This window comes from Sinomonas sp. R1AF57 (assembly GCF_002224485.1).
Lineage (GTDB): Bacteria > Actinomycetota > Actinomycetes > Actinomycetales > Micrococcaceae > Sinomonas > Sinomonas flava.
The window spans coordinates 23,307-41,143 of record NZ_CP022463.1 but is presented as its reverse complement, the minus strand read 5'-3'; the positions used below and the strand labels follow the sequence as shown (position 1 = coordinate 41,143).

The 17,837-nt window shown below is 73.2% G+C and carries 19 protein-coding genes; 5 read left to right on the top strand and 14 right to left on the bottom strand.

Annotated features, from left to right (window positions below):
- Positions 1–163: 163 nt before the first annotated feature.
- The 14 genes from panC to dacB all read right to left on the bottom strand — a co-directional run bounded on the left by panC (position 164) and on the right by dacB (position 13,960).
- Positions 164–1,126 carry a pantoate--beta-alanine ligase gene (gene panC / locus CGQ25_RS00200; protein ID WP_208711233.1) on the bottom strand — a complete coding sequence of 321 codons (963 nt, stop codon included), beginning with the start codon at positions 1,124–1,126 and terminating at the stop codon, positions 164–166.
- On the bottom strand, positions 1,126–2,106 hold the full coding sequence (locus CGQ25_RS00195; protein WP_208711232.1) for a Rossmann-like and DUF2520 domain-containing protein: 981 nt from the start codon (positions 2,104–2,106) through the stop codon (positions 1,126–1,128). The genes panC and CGQ25_RS00195 overlap by 1 nt, the downstream gene beginning before the upstream one ends.
- On the bottom strand, positions 2,103–3,689 hold the full coding sequence (locus tag CGQ25_RS00190) for a PH domain-containing protein (RefSeq protein WP_208711231.1): 1,587 nt from the start codon (positions 3,687–3,689) through the stop codon (positions 2,103–2,105). The genes CGQ25_RS00195 and CGQ25_RS00190 overlap by 4 nt, the downstream gene beginning before the upstream one ends.
- Positions 3,690–3,693: 4 nt before the next feature.
- A complete protein-coding gene (locus tag CGQ25_RS00185) occupies positions 3,694–4,248 on the bottom strand; it encodes a PH domain-containing protein (protein ID WP_208711230.1) in 555 nt (184 codons plus the stop codon).
- On the bottom strand, positions 4,241–4,762 hold the full coding sequence (locus CGQ25_RS00180; RefSeq protein ID WP_208711229.1) for a DUF3180 domain-containing protein: 522 nt from the start codon (positions 4,760–4,762) through the stop codon (positions 4,241–4,243). The genes CGQ25_RS00185 and CGQ25_RS00180 overlap by 8 nt, the downstream gene beginning before the upstream one ends.
- Positions 4,759–5,286 carry a 2-amino-4-hydroxy-6-hydroxymethyldihydropteridine diphosphokinase gene (gene folK / locus CGQ25_RS00175; RefSeq protein WP_208711228.1) on the bottom strand — a complete coding sequence of 176 codons (528 nt, stop codon included), beginning with the start codon at positions 5,284–5,286 and terminating at the stop codon, positions 4,759–4,761. Before folK ends, CGQ25_RS00180 begins: the two co-directional genes overlap by 4 nt.
- Before the next feature lies 1 nt (position 5,287).
- Positions 5,288–5,668 (bottom strand): dihydroneopterin aldolase, encoded by a 381-nt coding sequence (gene folB / locus CGQ25_RS00170; RefSeq protein WP_255405457.1) that lies wholly within the window; start codon positions 5,666–5,668, stop codon positions 5,288–5,290.
- A gap of 20 nt (positions 5,669–5,688) precedes the next feature.
- On the bottom strand, positions 5,689–6,594 hold the full coding sequence (gene folP / locus CGQ25_RS00165; RefSeq protein WP_208712773.1) for a dihydropteroate synthase: 906 nt from the start codon (positions 6,592–6,594) through the stop codon (positions 5,689–5,691).
- Positions 6,595–6,602: 8 nt separating this feature from the next.
- Positions 6,603–7,217, bottom strand: coding sequence for a GTP cyclohydrolase I FolE (gene folE, locus CGQ25_RS00160; protein ID WP_255405456.1), 615 nt, complete (start codon positions 7,215–7,217; stop codon positions 6,603–6,605).
- Between the two features lie 44 nt (positions 7,218–7,261).
- The gene (gene ftsH / locus CGQ25_RS00155; RefSeq protein ID WP_208711227.1) at positions 7,262–9,298 is read right to left on the bottom strand and encodes an ATP-dependent zinc metalloprotease FtsH; all 2,037 of its coding nucleotides are present in this window, start codon (positions 9,296–9,298) and stop codon (positions 7,262–7,264) included.
- A gap of 208 nt (positions 9,299–9,506) precedes the next feature.
- Positions 9,507–10,058: a hypoxanthine phosphoribosyltransferase gene (gene hpt / locus CGQ25_RS00150; RefSeq protein WP_208711226.1), complete on the bottom strand. Its 552-nt coding sequence runs from the start codon at positions 10,056–10,058 to the stop codon at positions 9,507–9,509.
- A gap of 57 nt (positions 10,059–10,115) precedes the next feature.
- Positions 10,116–11,180: a tRNA lysidine(34) synthetase TilS gene (tilS, locus tag CGQ25_RS00145; protein WP_208712771.1), complete on the bottom strand. Its 1,065-nt coding sequence runs from the start codon at positions 11,178–11,180 to the stop codon at positions 10,116–10,118.
- Between the two features lie 110 nt (positions 11,181–11,290).
- Positions 11,291–12,397: a zinc-dependent metalloprotease gene (locus CGQ25_RS00140; RefSeq protein ID WP_208711225.1), complete on the bottom strand. Its 1,107-nt coding sequence runs from the start codon at positions 12,395–12,397 to the stop codon at positions 11,291–11,293.
- A gap of 66 nt (positions 12,398–12,463) precedes the next feature.
- Positions 12,464–13,960 (bottom strand): D-alanyl-D-alanine carboxypeptidase/D-alanyl-D-alanine-endopeptidase, encoded by a 1,497-nt coding sequence (dacB, locus tag CGQ25_RS00135; RefSeq protein WP_208711224.1) that lies wholly within the window; start codon positions 13,958–13,960, stop codon positions 12,464–12,466.
- A gap of 168 nt (positions 13,961–14,128) precedes the next feature.
- Between dacB and CGQ25_RS00130 the strand changes: the two genes are divergently transcribed.
- The 5 genes from CGQ25_RS00130 (at position 14,129) to CGQ25_RS00110 (ending at position 17,791) form a co-directional block, all read left to right on the top strand.
- Entirely contained in the window at positions 14,129–14,617 is a 489-nt protein-coding gene (locus CGQ25_RS00130; protein ID WP_208711223.1) for an inorganic diphosphatase, read from the top strand.
- Positions 14,618–14,760: 143 nt separating this feature from the next.
- Positions 14,761–15,759: a WXG100 family type VII secretion target gene (locus tag CGQ25_RS00125; protein ID WP_208711222.1), complete on the top strand. Its 999-nt coding sequence runs from the start codon at positions 14,761–14,763 to the stop codon at positions 15,757–15,759.
- Positions 15,756–16,547 (top strand): hypothetical protein, encoded by a 792-nt coding sequence (locus tag CGQ25_RS00120; protein WP_208711221.1) that lies wholly within the window; start codon positions 15,756–15,758, stop codon positions 16,545–16,547. Before CGQ25_RS00125 ends, CGQ25_RS00120 begins: the two co-directional genes overlap by 4 nt.
- Positions 16,544–17,131 carry an RDD family protein gene (locus tag CGQ25_RS00115; protein WP_208711220.1) on the top strand — a complete coding sequence of 196 codons (588 nt, stop codon included), beginning with the start codon at positions 16,544–16,546 and terminating at the stop codon, positions 17,129–17,131. Before CGQ25_RS00120 ends, CGQ25_RS00115 begins: the two co-directional genes overlap by 4 nt.
- Before the next feature lie 42 nt (positions 17,132–17,173).
- Complete coding sequence (locus tag CGQ25_RS00110) at positions 17,174–17,791, top strand: MarR family transcriptional regulator (protein ID WP_208711219.1); 618 nt, start codon at positions 17,174–17,176, stop codon at positions 17,789–17,791.
- The last annotated feature ends 46 nt before the right edge of the window (positions 17,792–17,837 follow it).

Below are 17,837 nucleotides of genomic sequence, written 5' to 3'. Positions count from 1 at the left end.
CGCGGCGACCTCGCCAGGACGCAGCTCTCCGGCGGGAGAGGCAGCAGGAAGCCGTCGGGGCCGGACGCTACCCGTACCCGAAACGGCGTGGGAGCGCATTATCTGTACCCGAAACGGGGGTGGGCTGGGGCGCTCGGCCGGGTGGGGCGCCGGCGGCGCGGGGTCAGCGCGCGCGGAGCGGCATGTTGTCGATGAGCCGGACCGGGCCCACCTTTGCCGCGACAATGGCGAGCGCCTCCCCCGTGAACGGCGTCTCCCGGCAGTTGAAGGCGAGCGGCTCGAGCGTGTCCGTGTCGACGACGTCGAGGTAGTCGAGCTCCACGAGCGGCTGCGAGCGGATGAGCTCCTCGGCGTCGTCCGGGTTGAGCGGCTCGTGCGCCCAGGCCCGCGCCTCGAGGAGCCGCAGCGACCGCGAGAGGACCAGGGCGGCGTCGCGCTCCTGGCCTGACAGGAAGCGGTTCCGGCTCGAGAGGGCCAGCCCGTCGGCGTCGCGCACGATGGGCACGGCGACGACCTCCACAGGGAAGTCGAGGTCCTTCACCATGCGCCGCACCACTGCGACCTGCTGGGCATCCTTCTGGCCGAAGTACGCGCGGTAGGCGACCCGGGCGCCGTCGAACCCGCCCGGCATCGCGAGGTGGAACAGCTTCGAGACCACCGTGCACACGCCGTCGAAGTGCCCGGGCCGGGACGCGCCCTCCCACTTCTCCGCAAGCGGACCGGCCGCGACGCGCACCTCCGGCTCACCGCCGGGGTACATCTCCTCGACGGACGGCGCGAAGACGATGTCGACGCCGGCCTCCTCCAGCAGCGCCGCATCGGCCTCGAGCGTGCGCGGGTAGCGTTCAAGGTCGGCCGCATCGCCGAACTGGAGGGGGTTCACGAAGACGCTGGCGACGACGACGTCGTTGGCCGCCGCGGCGGATTCGGCCAGCGCCCGGTGGCCGGCGTGGAGCGCGCCCATGGTGGGCACGAGCCCGAGCGAGGGAGTGCCGGCGGACCTGCGGACCCGGACGTTCTCGGCGCCGACCTCCAGTGAGCGGCGCCGCGTCCCGGCGAGATGGCGCGAGATCGCGGCCTGCAGGTCGCCGCGGGTGTGCACGATCTCGATGGGCTGCGTGGGCATCAGCGGTCCTCTCCTGGGGCGGCGTCGGGGTCGGCGTCCGAGCCGGTCTGGGCTCCCCCGAGGGCCCGTTCGAGCTCCGCGCGCCTGCCCGCCGGCAGCATCCCGCGGCGGTCGGCCCGCACGGCCGTCGCACGGGCCATGGCCCGGTACGCGTCAAGGATATCGGCGGAGCCCGCTCCTCCGGGGTCGGCCCCGAGCTCGGCCAGGGCCTCCACGTGCGCGGCCACCGTGCCGACGTCGCCGCGCGCGACGGGCCCGGTGAGCGCCGTCTCGCCGACCGAGAGCGCGTTGTCCAGCGAGGCCCGCAGCAGCGGCCCCAGCACGGCCGAGGGGTTCTCGATCCCGATCCTGCCCAGGATCTCCGCCGCCTGCGAGGCGATCGTCACGAGGTGGTTGGACCCGTGCGCGAGGGCCGCGTGGTACGCCACGCGGTCCCCCTCCGCGACCACGACCGGCTCCCCGCCCATCTCGACGACGAGGGCCTGCGCAACCGGGAGCATCGCCGGGTCCGCGGTCACGCCGAAGCAGCAGTCGGCGAGCCTGCCGAGGTCCAGGGACATCCCCGTGAACGTCATCGCGGGGTGGATCGCGAGCGGGATCGCGCCGGCGGCCCGGACGGGTGCGAGGATGCCCACCCCGTGCCGCCCCGACGTGTGCGCCACGAGCTGCCCCGGCTGCCACGCCCCGAGCTTCGCGAGCCCCTCGACGAGCGGCCCCAGCGCGTCGTCGGGCACCGCGAGCAGGACGAGCTCCGACCGCTCGAGGATCTGCGGGATCTCGAGCACGGGCACGCCGGGCAGGAGCAGCTCGGCGCGCTCGCGGCTCGCCTCCGACACCGCGGAGACGCCCACGACGGCGTGCTCGGCCGCGCGCAGCGCCGCGCCCAGCACTGCGCCCACCCTGCCTGCCCCGATCACCCCGATCCCGAGCCGTCCGGGCCGGCGGCTCCGGGCTCCGGGGAGGTCGCTGGGGGTGCTCATGATGTGTCTCCTTCGGCTCGGACCGGTGGGTGCTGGCGTGCAAGCGGCGCGGGGGCCGCCGGTGACGCAGGGGGCGGGGGGCTACCGGGAGCGGGTGGCGCGGCCCCGGGCGCACGACGGCGCGCTGCCGCGGCCCGGGCGGCCAGCTCGCCGAAGAGCCGCTCGGCGTCGGCCACGGCGAGATGGCGGACGGCAGGCCGGACGGGTCCGGGCGTCGAGTGCAGCTCGACGTTGGCTAGGCCGAACCGCCGTTCGAGCGGGCCCTGCGTGAGGGCGACCGACTGGGTGCGCGCGTGCGGGACGATCGAGAGCGTGCGCGCGAACGCTCCATGGCGGCACAGGATGGCCGTCCTGGTCGCGAGGAATCCCGTGCGGCGCCACCCGAGCGGGTCGACCCAGCGCGCCGACCCCGGGGAGGAGGCGAAGCCCCCGTCGTCGCCCGCCCCGGTCATTCCGGCCTGGACGACGCCGCGGGCGGAGCCGGGGCCCGTGCCCGGGTCGGGGAAGACGAGGCCGAGGACACGGAAGACGTCCTCGAGCGTCCCGGCGGGCAGGACGGTGGACTTCGCCTCCTCCTGCCCCGAGGACTGCCCGTAGCCGGCCACGTTGACGTGCAGGGCCCACCACCCGAAGGGGCGCCAGAGGAGCGGCTGGCGGATCCCGACCGCCTGGATGCGCCCCGCCGGAACGGTCTGCGTGCGGGTCTCGAGGAGCCCGTAGCGGAGGCGGAGGCCGTCCCCCGCGGCGAGGACGCGGAAGTTCCACGTGCGGTTGATCCTCCCCCACGCGGTCGCCGCCGCGGCGAGGAAGGCCGGCACGAGGGCGACGCCGAGCGCGGCCACTCCGGTGGCGACCTGGAGGGCGACCGAGGCTGCCCCTGCCAGGCCTGCCACCATGACGAAGGGTGTCAGCAGGGTCGAGGCCAGGATCCGTGCCACCGGGACCGCGGCGACGAGCGCCTCGCCCGGGTCAGCCGGAGCCCCGGGCGCCACCCGCTCGGCCTCGCGGCGCGCCCCGGGCAGGGGCACCGCAGTGACCTGAAGCCGCTCAGCGGCGCGGAGCTGCTCGGCGGAGCGCGCTGCCGCGGCGGCCGCGAGGATCTGGGCCCGGAGCGCCTCAGCCTCGGGAACCGGGAGGAACGAGAGCCGCAGCGCGCTCTCCCCCGCATCTGCGACCTCGAAGCGCAGCTCGGCGAGCCCGAACAGGCGCGCGAGGAGCGGCTGGGCGAGGTCCACGGCCTGCACACGGTCGAGCCGGGCCTGCCGGAGCTGGCGGAAAACGATGCCCGTGCGGAGCCGGACCGTGGTCGCGTCGACGGCGAACCGCGTGGTCCACCAGGAGAACATGAAGCCGGCGGCCACGAGCACAACGACGCCGATCCCCACCGCGGCGAGCACCGGCACGGGGACCCCGCTCCACCATCCGCGGTTCACGCCGCCGGACAGGAGCGCCTCGAACCAGTCCCTCCCGACAGCCACGAACAGCGCCGCGACGAGGATCCAGCCGCGCACCCACGGCGAGAGGGGGTGCACGCGGCGCCACTCGCCGTCGTGCGCGGATCCCGGGATCTGCTGGGTTCCCATCGGGTCAGAGTCCTGCCAGGCGCGCCTCGCCGCGCGCGCTCAGCTGCTCCCGGAGCCGCGCCGCCTCGGCGTCGGGCAGGCCGGGGATGGGCACCGTCGACTGCCCAGCGGGGGCCGCGGTATGGAGCTTCACTGTCGCGAGCCCGAGGGCGCCCTCGATCGGGCCGACCGAGACGTCGACGTACTGCATCCGCCCGTACGGCACGACGACGACGCGGCGGACGAGGAGCCCGTGGCGGATGAGCAGGTCGTCCTCCCGCTCGGAGTACCCCATGGCGCGGACCCTCCGGGGAATGAGCGCCAGGTTGGCCAGGGCCGCCGCCGCGACCGCCGCCGGAAGCCCGACGGCGAGCCAGGCCGGAGGCGTGAACAGGCCCAGGGCGCCGGCCGCGAGGGGCGCGCAGGCGAGGGCGGTCCAGACAGTCGCGGAGATCGCGGCTGCGGCGAGCCGGAGCGTCAGGTACTTCGGGTCGAGCCGCCTCCACTCGATCCCGTCGGGATCGAGGGCGCGCCGCCGCCCGGCGGGCCAGTGCGCCTCTGGGCCGGATGGGTCAGGCAAGACCACCCTCCGCGTCCGGGGCACGGCCGCCGCCCGCGATGTCTCCGCCGGGGGTGCCCTCCGCGTCGTCGCCGTCCTCGGGCGGGATGCGGCAGAATCGCTCGACGATGAAGCCGATGGTGACCATCACGACGCCGCCTGCCATCATCCCGAGGGCCTGCAGGACGATGGGATTGTCCGAGCGGGAGGTCAGGATCGGGATCTGGTCCGCGATCACGCCCGCGTGCCAGCCCAGCAGGACGGCGCCCGCGTAGGCGCAGGCATGGCCGAGGACGAGGGTGCGGGCGGCGAAGATCGGGTCGAGCATCCGCTTGCGGTGCCCCGTCCGCCACCGCAGCACGCGGAATCCCAGCACGAGCGTCACGACGGCGATGACCCCCATCGAAGCCAGTGCGCTGAGGGGAAGCACGGGAGTCGGCATGGAGGCGCGCTGCGCGTAGGCGTTGACCGCGAGCCCCACGATCCCGGCGAGCAGGACGACAATGCTGAGCACCCACGGCTTGAGGGGAGTCATGTCGTCTCCTGATCCGTGAGCACGTCGAATCCCTCCACGCCCTCCGCGTCGGCGCAGTCCTCGAGCAGCTCGACGATCGGGTGCCCGTCGAGGATCGCCGTGGGCTCGATCGTGACCCAGGGGAAGAGCACGAACGCCCGCTCGCCGGCCCGCGGGTGCGGGATGGTCAGCTCGGGGTCGTCGAGCCTGACGTCCCCGTACGTGATGATGTCGACATCAAGGGTGCGCGGACCCCAGTGGACCTCGCGCGTGCGGTGGTGCTTGGCCTCGACGGCGTGGCAGTGCTCGAGCAGCTCGTACGGGCTGAGGCGCGTCTCGACGATCATGACCATGTTGAGGAAGTCCGGCTGGCCCTCCGGTCCGCCGACGGGCTTCGTCTGGACCACCGGCGAGACATCCACGAGCCGCACCTCAGGCCGGTCGACGAGGTCCGCGACGGCCTCCGCGAGCGTCTCTGCCCGTGCACCGAGATTGCTGCCGAGGGCCAGGACGGACCGGACCCATTCGTGCCGCTCCCCAGCCATGTCAACGCTCCCGGAAGACGGTCACGGACACGTCGCCGAAGGGCACCCCGATGGGGGCCTGCGGCTTGTGCACAGTGAGTTCGACGGCGTCGACCGGGAACTCGCCGAGGAGGGTGTCGGCGAGCCGCACCGCGAGCGTCTCGATGAGGTCCACCGGCTCGCCCTCGAGGACGGCCACGATCCGCTCGGCAACCTCGGCGTAGCTCGTGGTCCGGGCGAGCTCGTCGCTGCCGGCCGCCGCGCTGAAGTCCGTGTGCAGGACGGCGTCGACGACGAACGGCTGCCCGTCGCGGCGCTCGAAGTCGAGCACGCCGTGGTGCCCGGTCGCCGTCACACCCGTGAGCGTGATCAGGTCCGGGCGAACGCGCACGCTGCCGGCCACCGGCCCTCCGTCCACTCCGCCTAGGCCTTCGCCCGGGCGGCGACCTTGACGGCGTCGAGGTTCGCCGCGACGTCGTGCACGCGCACGCCCCACGCCCCGGCGGCCGCGGAGAGGACGGTGATCGCGGCAGTGCCAGCGTCCCGCAGCTTCGGCGGCGCAGCCTTCCCGGCGGTCGTGAGCAGCTCCCCGATGAAGCGCTTGCGGGAGGCCGCCACGAGCACGGGGTGGCCGAATTCCGTGAAGCGATCGATGTGCTTCACGAGCTCCCAGTTCTGCTCGCCGTTCTTCGAGAAGCCCAGACCCGGGTCCACGATGATCTGCTCGTCCTTGACCCCGCCCGCGCGCAGACGGTCGCGCAGCGCCTTCATCTCCGCGATGACCTCCTCGACCACGTCGCCGTAGGCGGCCAGTCCGTCCATGCTCTTCGAGTCGCCACGGCTGTGCATGAGGACGTAGTGCACGCCGGTCTCGGCGACGAGCGAGATCATCTCGTCGGTGAGGGCCAGCCCCGAGACGTCGTTGATGATCGCCGCGCCGGCCTCGATCGCCTTCGCGGCCGTGGTGGCCCGGCGCGTGTCCACCGACACGAGGGCGCCCGCCTTCGCGAGGGCAGCGACCACGGGCAGGACGCGCTCCTGCTCGAGGTCCTCGGGGACCTCGTCCGCGCCGGGGCGCGTCGACTCGCCGCCGACATCGATGATGTCTGCGCCCGCGTAGTACATGCGCAGCCCGGCGGCGATGGCGGTGTCGGCGGTGGCGTAGTCCCCGCCGTCGCTGAACGAGTCGGGGGTGACGTTGAGGATCCCCATGACCACCGTGCGGTCGCTGGGGAGGCCCGCGAACGTGGCCCGGGCGCGCGCCTGGCGCAGCACGGGAAGGGGGGAGGTATTGGGCCCGGTTCCGGGCGCTGCTGCGAGAGAGTCCATCATCGTACTCACCTTCCGAGAATGAGGCTCATGGCTTCGGCGCGGGTAGCTGGGTCGTGCAGCTGGCCGCGGACGGCGCTCGTGACGGTGTGAGCGCCGGGCTTGCGCACGCCGCGCATGGACATGCACATGTGCTCGCACGAGATCACGACGATCACGCCGCGGGGCTTGAGGTGGTGGACGATGGCGTCCGCCACCTGGGTCGTGAGCCGCTCCTGGACCTGGGGCCGGCGCGCGTAGATGTCGACGAGGCGCGCAAGCTTGCTCAGTCCGGTCACGCGCCCGTCATGGGAGGGGATGTAGCCCACGTGGGCGACACCGTGGAACGGCACGAGGTGGTGCTCGCACGTCGAGTAGAACGGGATGTCCTTCACGAGCACGAGCTCCTCGTGGTCGAGGTCGAACGTGACCCCCAGGACGTCCTCGGGGTCCATGTGGAGGCCAGCGAACGTCTCGGCGTAGGCCTTCGCGACCCGCTTCGGGGTGTCCTTCAGCCCGCTGCGGTCCGGGTCCTCGCCGACGGCGAGCAGGATCTCCCGCACGGCCGCCTCGATGCGGGGCAGGTCCACGTCCTGGACTTCCGCAGGCAGCTCGAAAACATCGTCGTCGTCAATGTGGGTCACGGATCGATCCTAGCGGTGCGGGCGAAATGGCGAGGCGACGGCCGTCACACGCCCTCGCTGCCGGGAGCGAACTCCTGCTCGCCATGGGGGTGGTGGGCCTGGCCGACGTCGAGGGGCTCCTCGCGCCGGGCGTTCGCCGCCTCCTCCTGGGCCTCGCGCGCCTTGCGCTCGGCCTCGGTCTCCACTGGCGGGATGTTCTGCACCGGGCGGGACTCCTTGGAGAGCCACACCTCGCGGAAGTCGCGCTTGCGCACGTCCGTGAAGATCTCCGCGATCTCCTTCTGGTTGAGCGTCTCGTGCTCGAGGAGAGCCAGGGCAAGGCGGTCCAGGACATCGCGGTTCTCGGTGAGGATGTCGTACGCCTCGTCGTGCGCCTGGTCCATGAGCCGGCGCACCTCCTCGTCCACGATGTACGCGACCTGGTCGGAGTAGTTCCGCTCGTGGGCCGCGTCGCGGCCCAGGAACGGCTCACCGCCGCCCTGGCCGAGCTTCACGGCGCCGACGCGCTCGCTCATGCCGTACTGGGTGACCATCTTCCGCGCCGTGGAGGTGGCCTTCTCGATGTCGTTCGAGGCACCCGTGGACGGGTCGTGGAACACGATCTCCTCGGCGACGCGGCCGCCCATGGCGTAGGCGAGCTGGTCGAGGAGCTCGTTGCGGGTGATCGAGTACTTGTCCTCCTCGGGGACCACCATGGTGTAGCCGAGGGCGCGTCCGCGCGGGAGGATGGTGATCTTCGTGACCGGCGCGGAGTTGCGCAGGGCCGCGGCAACGAGGGCGTGGCCGCCCTCGTGGTACGCCGTGATCTTGCGCTCGAGGTCCTTCATCACGCGGGAGCGCTTCTGCGGCCCTGCCATGACGCGGTCGATGGCCTCGTCGAGGGCCCGGTCGTCGATGAGCTGCGCGTTCGAGCGCGCCGTGAGGAGCGCGGCCTCGTTCAGGACGTTCGCGAGGTCGGCGCCCGTGTAGCCGGGGGTCTTCTTCGCGACGGCCTTCAGGTCCACGTTGGAGGCCATGGGCTTGCCCTTGGCATGGACCGAGAGGATCTGCTCGCGGCCCAGCAGGTCCGGCGCCTCGACCGGGATCTGGCGGTCGAAGCGGCCCGGGCGGAGGAGCGCGGGGTCCAGGACGTCGGGCCGGTTCGTCGCCGCGATGAGGATGACGTTCGTCTTGACGTCGAAGCCGTCCATCTCGACCAGGAGCTGGTTCAGGGTCTGCTCGCGCTCGTCGTTGCCGCCGCCGATCCCGGCGCCGCGGTGGCGGCCCACGGCGTCGATCTCGTCGACGAACACGATGGCCGGGGCGTTCGCCTTGGCCTGCTCGAACAGGTCGCGGACACGGGACGCACCGACGCCGACGAACATCTCGACGAAGTCCGAGCCCGAGATCGAGAAGAAGGGGACGCCCGCCTCACCGGCGACGGCGCGCGCCAGGAGGGTCTTGCCCGTCCCAGGAGGGCCGTAGAGCAGCACGCCTTTGGGGATCTTCGCGCCCACCGCCTGGAACTTGCCCGGCTCCTGGAGGAACTCCTTGATCTCGTGCAGCTCCTCGACAGCCTCATCGGCACCGGCGACATCGGCGAAGGTCACCTGCGGCATGGCCTTGGTGATCATCTTGGCCCGGGACTTGCCGAACTTCATGACCTGGCTGCCGCCGCCCTGCATGCGCGAGAGCAGGAACCAGAACACCGCTCCGAGGAGCAGGACCGGGATCAGGAGGGACAGGACGGAGCCGAACCAGTTGTTCTCGACCGGCTGGTCCGTGTAGCCCTTGGACAGGTTGGCGTCGTTGACGGCCTTGATGACGTCGTCGCCGCGCTGGGTGATGAAGAAGAACTGGACGTTCTTCCCCTTGTCCTGGCCATCGACCACATAGTCGTCCTTCAGGACGAGGTCGACGCGCTCTTCGCCGTTGAAGATCTTGGCCTGCTCGGCCTTGCCGTCCTTGAGGAGCTGAAGACCGACCGAGGTGTCGACGCGTGTGCTTCCGCCCGGGGCCAGCGTTCCGAAGGCCAGCAGGAGCAGGACGACGACCACAACGATCCAGATTCCGGGACCCTTGACGAAGCTCTTGACGTTCATGAAATCGGGGCTAGACCCCGTCCCTTCTGTAGTGCACCGGTACCGTCATGCGCGAAGGCTGTGGCCACCAGCATGACACCGTTCGGAAACGTTCACGCACGGTTCACTCCAAAAGTTCCCCCCGCACCGGTGCGCTGACGGCGAAACCCGCCGCGCGGCGTCGTGCGCCGCTGCCCACCGGCGTCGGAGTGACCGAGGTCTGCGCGACCTACTCGTAGACGTGGGGCGCGAGCGTGCCCACGAAGTCGAGGTTGCGGTACTTCTCGGCGTAGTCGAGGCCGTAGCCCACCACGAACTCGTTCGGGATGTCGAAGCCCACGTACTTGACATCGATGCTGACCTTGGCGGCGTCGGGCTTGCGGAACGCCGTGCAGATCTCGACCGACGCCGTTCCGCGCGACTCGAGGTTGGTCTTGAGCCACGAGAGGGTCAGGCCCGAGTCGATGATGTCCTCGACGATGAGGACGTGCTTGCCCATGAGGTCCGTGTCGAGGTCCTTGAGGATCCGCACCACGCCGGAGGACTGCGTGCCGGAACCGTAGGACGAGACCGCCATCCAGTCCATCGTCACGTGCGAGTGCAGGGCCCTCGCCAGGTCCGCCATGACCATGACGGCGCCCTTGAGGACTCCGACGATGAGGAGGTCCCGGCCGTCGTAGTCGCGGTCGATCTCGGCGGCGAGCTCGGCGATGCGGTTCTGGATCTCCTCCTTCGTCTTGAGGACGTGCTTGAGGTCTGCGTGGACGTCGGTCGATTCCACCTGCGGCTCCTGTGGTCGAGCGTGTGCCTGCCTGCTGGGGCGTGACGCGGTGCTGGGTCAGCGATGCGATACCAAGACTAGCCCCCCGCGGTGCCCCGCGCCCTTGCCGGTGCCGCCCCTGGGCTGCCGGAACGCGCTCACGTGCCCCGGGACCTCGACCGGCCCTGCCGAGCCGCGGGGCTCGAGGAGGCGCTCGACGGCGGCGAGCCGCTCGAAGGTGAGCTGGCCTCCCAGCTCGGTCACCGCGAGCGCGATCACGCGGCTGCGGAGCGCTTGGGGCAGGGCCCGCAGCTCGGGGCCGGGAAGGACGACGGCGCGTCCGCCCCCGCGATGAGGGGTCAGGTCCCTGCCGCGAGGGGTGACCTCGGGGCCAGAAGGGGTGACCTCGGCGCCAGAAGGGGTGACCTCGGCGAGGGCGGCGTAGATCCGCTGGGCCTCGCCGTCGAGGTAGTCCGCATCGGCGGCCAGCAGCGCGGCGGTGCGGGCAAGCCCCTCCGCGACGCCGGGCCCGAGCTCGGCCTCGAGGAACGGCATCGTCGCCGCGCGGACCCGCGAACGCATGAACCGTGGGTCCTCGTTCGTCGGGTCGAACCACGGCTCGAGGCCCTCGGCGACACACACGTCGAGCGTGTCGGCGCGGCGCAGCGTGAGGAAGGGCCGGACGTACAGCCCGCGCACCCGGCGCATGCCCGCGAGGGCCCGGGGCCCTGACCCCCGTGCCAGTCCGAGGAGCACCTGCTCGGCCTGGTCGTCCAGCGTGTGCCCGAGCAGCAGCGCGCCTGCGCCCCATCTGTCCGCTTCGGCCTCGAGGGCCGCGAGCCGCGCGGCGCGCGCAGCGGCCTCGGGTCCCTCGCCCCGGCGCTGGACGTCCACGGCGACCACCCGCACCGGCGCGAGTCCAAGCTCGCCCAGCACACCCGCCGTCGTGCGCGCGACCTCCCCGGAGCCCTCCTGCAGCTGGTGGTCGACGACGACGGCGCCGGCCTCGAGCGGGTGGCCCGACACCCCGCCGCGGCGGGCGAAGTGGGCGACCGCGGCCGCGAGGGCGAGCGAGTCCGGGCCGCCGGAACAGCCGACGAGCACGCGGCGGGGCCAGCCGGCCTCCGCGAGCGCGGCCTTCACGGCGTTCCGGGCGGCGCCGACGGCGGGGTGGAGGCGGCGCCGGGTGGGCGAGGCGGTGTCGCGGGCCGGGTCGAGGGCCGGACCGGAGGCGCTTCCGGAGTCCCCGGCGGTCACAGGCCCATGCGGGAGACCCAGGTCTCCGGGGCGTGGATCTCCTCCTCGGTCGGGAGGTTCTCGGGGCCCTCCCACACGCGGTTGAAGCCCGCCATCCCGACCGCGTCGACGACGTGCCGCACGAACTTCTGCCCGTCCGTGTACTGGCGCATCTTGGCCTCGAGCCCGAGGAGCCGGCGGATGAACGTCTCGAGCGGGCCGCGGTTCTCGTTGCGCTGCTGGAACCGCTGCCGGATGGTCTTGACGGTGGGCACCACCGAGGCGTCGATCGCGTCCATGACGACGTTCGCGTGCCCCTCGAGCAGGCTCATGACCGCCGTCAGGTGGGAGATCGCGGCGCGCTCGGCGGGGTCCTGGAGCAGGTCGAGGATGGCACCCTTGCTCGGGAGGTCCGAGGCGCTCCCGGTGCGGTCGCGCAGGGACTTGGCAACCGCCGTCGCGCGTTCCATGAGGGAGTCCATGTTGCCCACGAGGCTCTCGCTCAGCTGCCCGATCTGCTCCGTCATGTGGCCGCGCAGCCACGGGGCTGCGGCGAACTGGACGCGGTGCGTCTGCTCGTGGAGGCACACCCAGAGCCGGAAGTCCTCGGGCTCGAGCACGAGCTCGCGCTCGATGTGGACGATGTTGGGCGCGACCAGCAGCAGCCGCCCGGCCGGCGGGACCGTGGAGCCGGGCGCGAGGGCCGAGAACGGCTCGTACTGCCCGAGCACCCGGCTCGAGAGGTAGGCGAGGATGAGGCCGAGCTGGGCGCCCGTGATCGCCCCGCCGACCTTCGCCGCGGTGGGGGTCAGCTCGCTCGCGCGCTTCTCGACGAGGTGCGTCAGGACCGGGTCCATCATGACCTCGAAGCCCTGCGTGTTGGCCTTTGCCCACGAGGCGCGGTCCACGATCAGCAGCTGGGAGTCGCGCAGGTCCGCGGCGACGTCGAGCCCGGTGATGCGGTGGACGTGGGCGACCGAGGCATCGGCCAGGCGCCGCAGGCTCTCGACGACGTCGCGCGCCTCAGCCGGCGACAGCGCCGGCCCGGGGGGCGCCAGGCGCGCCGCGGTTGACGCAGCGAGATCCCAGTTGATCAGTTGGCTGGCCATCTGCGAGGCATCCATGCCTCCATTCGACCACATGCTGCTGTCCCTCCGCTGTGCGGGCCGGGGCGCGGCTTCCGCCCGCCGTTATCGGCAGCCGCATGCCGCGAGGGCTGCGGCGGCGCCGTCGAGAGCCTGAACGGCCTCTCCGCGGCGCCCCGGATCCAGGCCGTTCGCCACGAAGGAGAACACCAGGAGGCGCCCGTCGGCGTCGACGGCGTACCCGCTCAGCGCGGCCACCGTGTTCAGCGTTCCGGTCTTCGCCCGCACGACGCCGGCCCCGGCCGCCGCGCTCCCGGCGAACCGCGAGCCGAGGGTCCCGTCGAGCGCGGCCACGGGGAAGCCGCCGAGGGCGGCCCGGAGCCGCTCGTCCGACCCCGCGGCCATCTCGCGCACGAGGGTTGCGAGGGCCGTCGGGCTGATCCGGTTGCCGAGGGAGAGGCCGCAGGCGTCGGCGATCTCGAGGCCGTCCGCAGTCCCCAGCACCTGCACTGCCGCGGAGCGCAGGGCCGCGACGGCGCCCTCGTTGGCCGCCGGACCGCCCTGTGCGTGCGCGGCGAGGCGGGCGAGGACCTCCGCGAGGTAGTTGTCCGACTCACGCAGCATGTAGTCGACCTGCTCCCCGAGCGGTGCGCTCTCGACAGCGGCCAACTCCTGCCCCTCCACGGGCGCCGCCACGCGGCTGACGTCGGCGACGACCGTCACGCCGGTGCCCGCGAGGGCGGCCGCGAGCGCGTCCCGGAAGGCGTTCGCGGCGTCGAGCGCCGTGTCCTGGGGCCGCGGGCCGGCGGCGCCCGGGGCCGTACGGGCCCCGTTGAGGGCGAGGGCGTACACGGGCGCGATCTCCCCGGCGGCCACATCGGCCGGGTCCCACGCCGGGCTCAGGGCCGGGCCAGTGAAGAGGGTGTCGTCGAGCCGGACGGTGACGGTCCGCGGCGGCGAGGGAGCCGGCTGAGGCGAGGCGGCGTCGTCGTGCGCGGCCCCGGCAGCCGGAGCGAGCGCCTTCGCGGTGTCCGCGGCGAGCGTCGCCAGGCCGGCGCGGCCCATGACGGCGTCGGGCTGGGACGAGCCCGCGGCGAGCATCGCATCGCCGCCGCCGGCGAGGACGACGGTGCCTGCATCGGGGCGGACGGCGCGGGTGCGGAGCCGCGCGTCGGGCCCCAGGGAGGTGAGCACGGCCGCCGCCGTGAGGAGCTTGAGGTTGGACGCCGGGACGCGCCCGTCCCCGCCGGCCTGGCTGAAGAGGACGCGGCCGGTGGCGGCGTCGAGCACGGTCCCGCCGATGCTTCCGGTGCCCAGCGCGAGCCGGGGCGCGAGGTCGCGGGCGAGCCGATCGGCCTCGGGAACCGGGGCCGACGTGGACAGGGGCGTGGCGCCCACGACGGCTGGCGCGGACGACGGCGGCGCGAGCCACCCCGGGGCCGTGGCGGTGGGCGTCGGGGCGGGGAAGAGCGCGGACCGCGCATCGGTCGCGAGCCCGGTGGCCACGAGCACGACGGCGACGGCCACCGCGAGCGCGACCGCTGCGGCGAGAGGGGCCCACAGCCCGGTCAGGGGCGCGCGGGGTCCGCGTTGCGTGCTCATGTGTGTCGGTCCTCGGGGTTCTCTTACGGTCCCGGCTGGGGGTGGGCAGCCCCGGGGCAGATATCCTTCATCGTAGTCGCCGCCGCGGACGGGCCCCCGGGCTTGCCCGTGCCGGCTGCCGTGACCGACGCGACCCGGCCCCGCAGGCGGGCCATGCAAGGAGCACCCATGAAGCACGATGTGACGATCGAGATCCCGCGCGGCTCCCGCGTGAAGTACGAGGTGGACCACGAGACCGGGCGCGTGCGCCTCGACCGCGTCCTCTTCACCTCCATGCAGTACCCGACCCACTACGGGTTCTTCGACGACACCCTCGGCGAGGACGGCGACCCGCTCGACGCCCTCGTCTGGTACCCGGACGTGGACCTCTTCCCCGGCATCGTCATGGAGGCCCGCCCGATCGCGATCTTCAACATGGAAGACGAGTCCGGCGGGGACGCGAAGCTCGTGTGCGTGCCGGCGGACAAGCGGTTCGACCACATTCAGGAGGCCTCGGACCTCGACGACTTCCTGATCAAGGAGATCGAGCATTTCTTCACGCGCTACAAGGACCTCGAGCCGGGCAAGTGGGTCAAGCCCGCCGGCTGGGCGGACCGCGCCGCCGCGGAGGCGGAGCTCGAGGCCTCCATCAAGCGCTTCGAGCAGCAGGGCCACTGAGCCCGGCGGCAGGCGGCTGAGCCGGCCTGCGAGCAGTCCGTGAGGGGCGATGGGGAGTGGTCCCCATCGCCCCCTCTCGTTCCCGTCTCCTAGGCTGTCCACGAGCCAGTGGGCGCCCGGAGCGCCCAGACGAAGGGGGAACGGTGACGATCCGAGCTGGGGCGAACGTCGAGGAGCTGCGCGCGCTGGCGCTGCAGTTCGGGAAGGCGTCGAAGGAACTCGGCAGCCGCGGACAGGAGCTCAGCGTGGTCCTGGGCCGGCTGGACGTGTGGCGCGGCAACGACGCCGAGCAGTTCAAGCAGCAGTGGAGCCGCCTGCACCGGCCGGCGCTCCTGGCCGTGTCCCGCCAGCTCCAGGAGGCCTCCCGGACCCTGCTCGCCAACGCCGACGCACAGGAGCAGACTTCAGAGGCCTCGACCGGGGCGCTGGCCGCTGGCGCTCCGAGCGCCCTCGGCGTCCTGTACGACGTGTACGAGACCGCAGGCGGGGTCAAGGCGTTCGGCTCCGCCGCGTGGAACGCGATCAACGCCGGCCGCCTGGGCCTCGATGCCTGGAAGGACACGAAGAGCCTCTTCACGAGCTGGGCCGACGTCGGCGAGCTCGTGCGGGACGGCATCCGCGGGATCCGCAGCGGCGACGGACTTTCCGACGTCTACCAGGCCATGCGTGCCGGGGTGCCCTACAGCGAGGCCTTCGAGAACGCGAGCAGGTTCTCCCAGTCGCTGCGCTGGGCGGGGGCGATCGCCGGGCCGTTCGCCGTGGCGGGGGGCATCCACGATGTCATCAGCCCGTCCCACGAGGGGTGGCGCGGCACCGGCGACCGGGTTGCCGGCGGGCTCTCCGCGGTGGGCGGCGTGGGGTCGATGATGCTCGCGACGGCCGGCGGCGCAGCGCTGCTGGGGCCGATCGGCGCCCCCGTGGTGATCGGCGCGGGCCTCGTCGCCGCGGGGTGGACCGTGGGGAACCTCGTCTACGACAACTGGGATTCCATCAGCAGCTTCGCCGGCGATGTCGGCGGGACGATCGCGGACGGCTTCGGGGAGGCCAAGGACGCTGTCGCGGACACCGTCGATAGTGTGGTGGACGGGGTGTCCGATGCTGCGGGCGCCGCAAAGGACTTCGTGGGAGGGCTCTTCGGATGACGCAGGCACAGATCACCTGGACCGAGAGGGACGTGCGCTCGGCTGCCGCGGTCCTCGGCTCGGCCACAGACGCGGGCCGTGAGCTGCCGACGCTCACCGACGAGGAGATCGTGGCGCTCGACGGGCCGGCCCGGGAGCAGCTCGTCGAACTGCCGTGGCTCGCCGCGGAGGGGGTCGACCGGGAGGCCGCTGCCGCCGTCGCCCTGCGCGGGCTGCTCGCCAAGGGCATCGCGTACCCGGTCCACGCCGAGGGCGACCCGACGCCGCGCCGGCTCGAGGCCGGCGTCGAGCATACGGGCCTGCTCACGCTGCGCCGCACCGCGGAGCGGCTCGTGCGCCTCGAGCGGCAGGTCTCCACCGGCCGCCGCTGGATCTATGCGTACGTGCACGACGGCGGGGTGCTCGCCGAGGAGGTCGACGAGTCCGGCCTGCACGCGTTCCGGGTGTTCACCGCCGCCGGCATCGGGCCGTGGCTCGCCGGATTCGTGGACCCCGACGGGATCGCCGCGGGCGACAGTGAGCCCGTCCTGCTCGACCAGGCCCAGTTCGAGGCGCAGGCCGGCGAACGGCTCGCGGACACGCGCGCCGCCACGACCGTGACGGCGCTCGCCGCACACGGGCCGGACCAGTCATTGAGCGTCTACACGTCCTCGACGGCCGTGACGCTGCTGACGCCGCGCGGCGGCGACGGTGTGGCCGAGCCCGCCGACGCCGTCGAGCTCCGCGACGTCTCCGCGGACACGCTTGAGGGCCTCCTCGCCGGCCTGACCGCTGCCCCGGCCGCATGACGACACGAGCGCGCACAGGACTTGTCGATGCCGCCACCGGGCGCGAGATCCGCGTGGTCGCGGCCTCCGGGGAGCAGTTCGCGGCTGCCCCCGCCCCCCGGGTCTTCTGGTGCCGGGTGCTGGACGGCGCGGTCGTCGTCGCGGTCGCTGCCGCGGTGCTCGTCCCGGTGCTCGCCGCGCTCGGGCGCTCCTCCGTCTCGGGCGGGACGGCGGCAGCGGTTGCCGCCCTCGTCTGGTTCGCCCTGGTCTTCGCGTACGGGATGGTGTCCGGCAGCGTCGGAGCGCTCGGCGACCACGCGGGCGGCTTCCGCGCGGTGAGGCTCGACGACGGGTCCCGCCCGGGCGTGTGGCGCGGAGGCTGGCGTGCGGTGCTGTGGAGCTTCGTCCCCCTCTACGCCGTCATCACGGTGATCGGCATCTTCTCGGGCTCCATGGCGGGCGACTGGTCGGAGCGGTACTCGACCCGCGACCTGCGTGCGGGCATCGAGCGGGGAATGCCGCCGGTCCCCGACCCCCGCGTCGCCGAGCGGGAAGCGCGGGTCGCCGCACGCGCCGCGGCACGCGCACAGCGCCGCAGCGGCTGAGCCTCCCCGACGTGGACTGGCGCCGCCGCTAGGCTGGCCGCCATGTTCACGGTCACGATCAACCAGCGCGACCGGCAGGCCGGGGACAGGGTCCCCGCGCTGCTCAAGGCGCTCGCCCGGCTGCGCCCCGAGGTGCCGTTCGACCGGACCGTGGGCGACGAGGCGCAGGCCGTCTTCGCCGACGCCTCCTCGGCGGTCGAGGCGGCCCTCGTGGCGCTCCGCCCCGACGCGTGCGGGGAGGTCCGGTGGAACGTGGGGATCGGTGTGGGTGCGGTCGACGAGCCGCTGCCGCTGGGCGTCGCGGATGCCCGCGGCCCCTCGCTCGTGTACTCGCGGCGGGCCGTCGAGCGGGCTCAGTCGGGCGGGGACGCGGCGGCGATCGCCGTCGAGGGACCCGATGCGGGCCTCGCGCACGACGCCGAGGGAGTGCTCAGGCTGGTCGGCCTCACCGTCGCGAAGCGCACTCTCGCGGAGTGGCGCGTCCTGGACCTGCTCACCCCGGGCGTCCGCGGCCAGCAGAAGGCCGTCGCCGAGGCGCTCGGGATCACGACCCAGGCCGTGTCGAAGGCCGTCGCGCGGGCGCACTGGGCGGAGGAATGGGCGGCACGTCCCGCGGCCGCGCGGCTCCTGGGCCTCCTCGACGCGGCGTCGGGGAAGTGAGACCGGACCATCCGGGGCCCAACCCCGTGCCCTGGGCACGCGACCC

Excerpts from the sequence above, each read along its gene's own strand:
- ftsH (WP_208711227.1), bottom strand. The coding sequence starts at position 9,298 with ATGAACGTCAAGAGCTTCGTCAAGGGTCCCGGAATCTGGATCGTTGTG.
- CGQ25_RS00115 (WP_208711220.1), top strand. The coding sequence starts at position 16,544 with ATGACGACACGAGCGCGCACAGGACTTGTCGATGCCGCCACCGGGCGC.
- CGQ25_RS00130 (WP_208711223.1), top strand. The coding sequence starts at position 14,129 with ATGAAGCACGATGTGACGATCGAGATCCCGCGCGGCTCCCGCGTGAAG.
- dacB (WP_208711224.1), bottom strand. The coding sequence starts at position 13,960 with ATGAGCACGCAACGCGGACCCCGCGCGCCCCTGACCGGGCTGTGGGCC.
- CGQ25_RS00195 (WP_208711232.1), bottom strand. The coding sequence starts at position 2,106 with ATGAGCACCCCCAGCGACCTCCCCGGAGCCCGGAGCCGCCGGCCCGGA.
- CGQ25_RS00190 (WP_208711231.1), bottom strand. The coding sequence starts at position 3,689 with ATGGGAACCCAGCAGATCCCGGGATCCGCGCACGACGGCGAGTGGCGC.
- CGQ25_RS00110 (WP_208711219.1), top strand. The coding sequence starts at position 17,174 with ATGTTCACGGTCACGATCAACCAGCGCGACCGGCAGGCCGGGGACAGG.
- CGQ25_RS00120 (WP_208711221.1), top strand. The coding sequence starts at position 15,756 with ATGACGCAGGCACAGATCACCTGGACCGAGAGGGACGTGCGCTCGGCT.
- folK (WP_208711228.1), bottom strand. The coding sequence starts at position 5,286 with ATGGCTGGGGAGCGGCACGAATGGGTCCGGTCCGTCCTGGCCCTCGGC.
- CGQ25_RS00140 (WP_208711225.1), bottom strand. The coding sequence starts at position 12,397 with ATGGATGCCTCGCAGATGGCCAGCCAACTGATCAACTGGGATCTCGCT.
- panC (WP_208711233.1), bottom strand. The coding sequence starts at position 1,126 with ATGCCCACGCAGCCCATCGAGATCGTGCACACCCGCGGCGACCTGCAG.
- CGQ25_RS00180 (WP_208711229.1), bottom strand. The coding sequence starts at position 4,762 with ATGACTCCCCTCAAGCCGTGGGTGCTCAGCATTGTCGTCCTGCTCGCC.
- folP (WP_208712773.1), bottom strand. The coding sequence starts at position 6,594 with ATGGACTCTCTCGCAGCAGCGCCCGGAACCGGGCCCAATACCTCCCCC.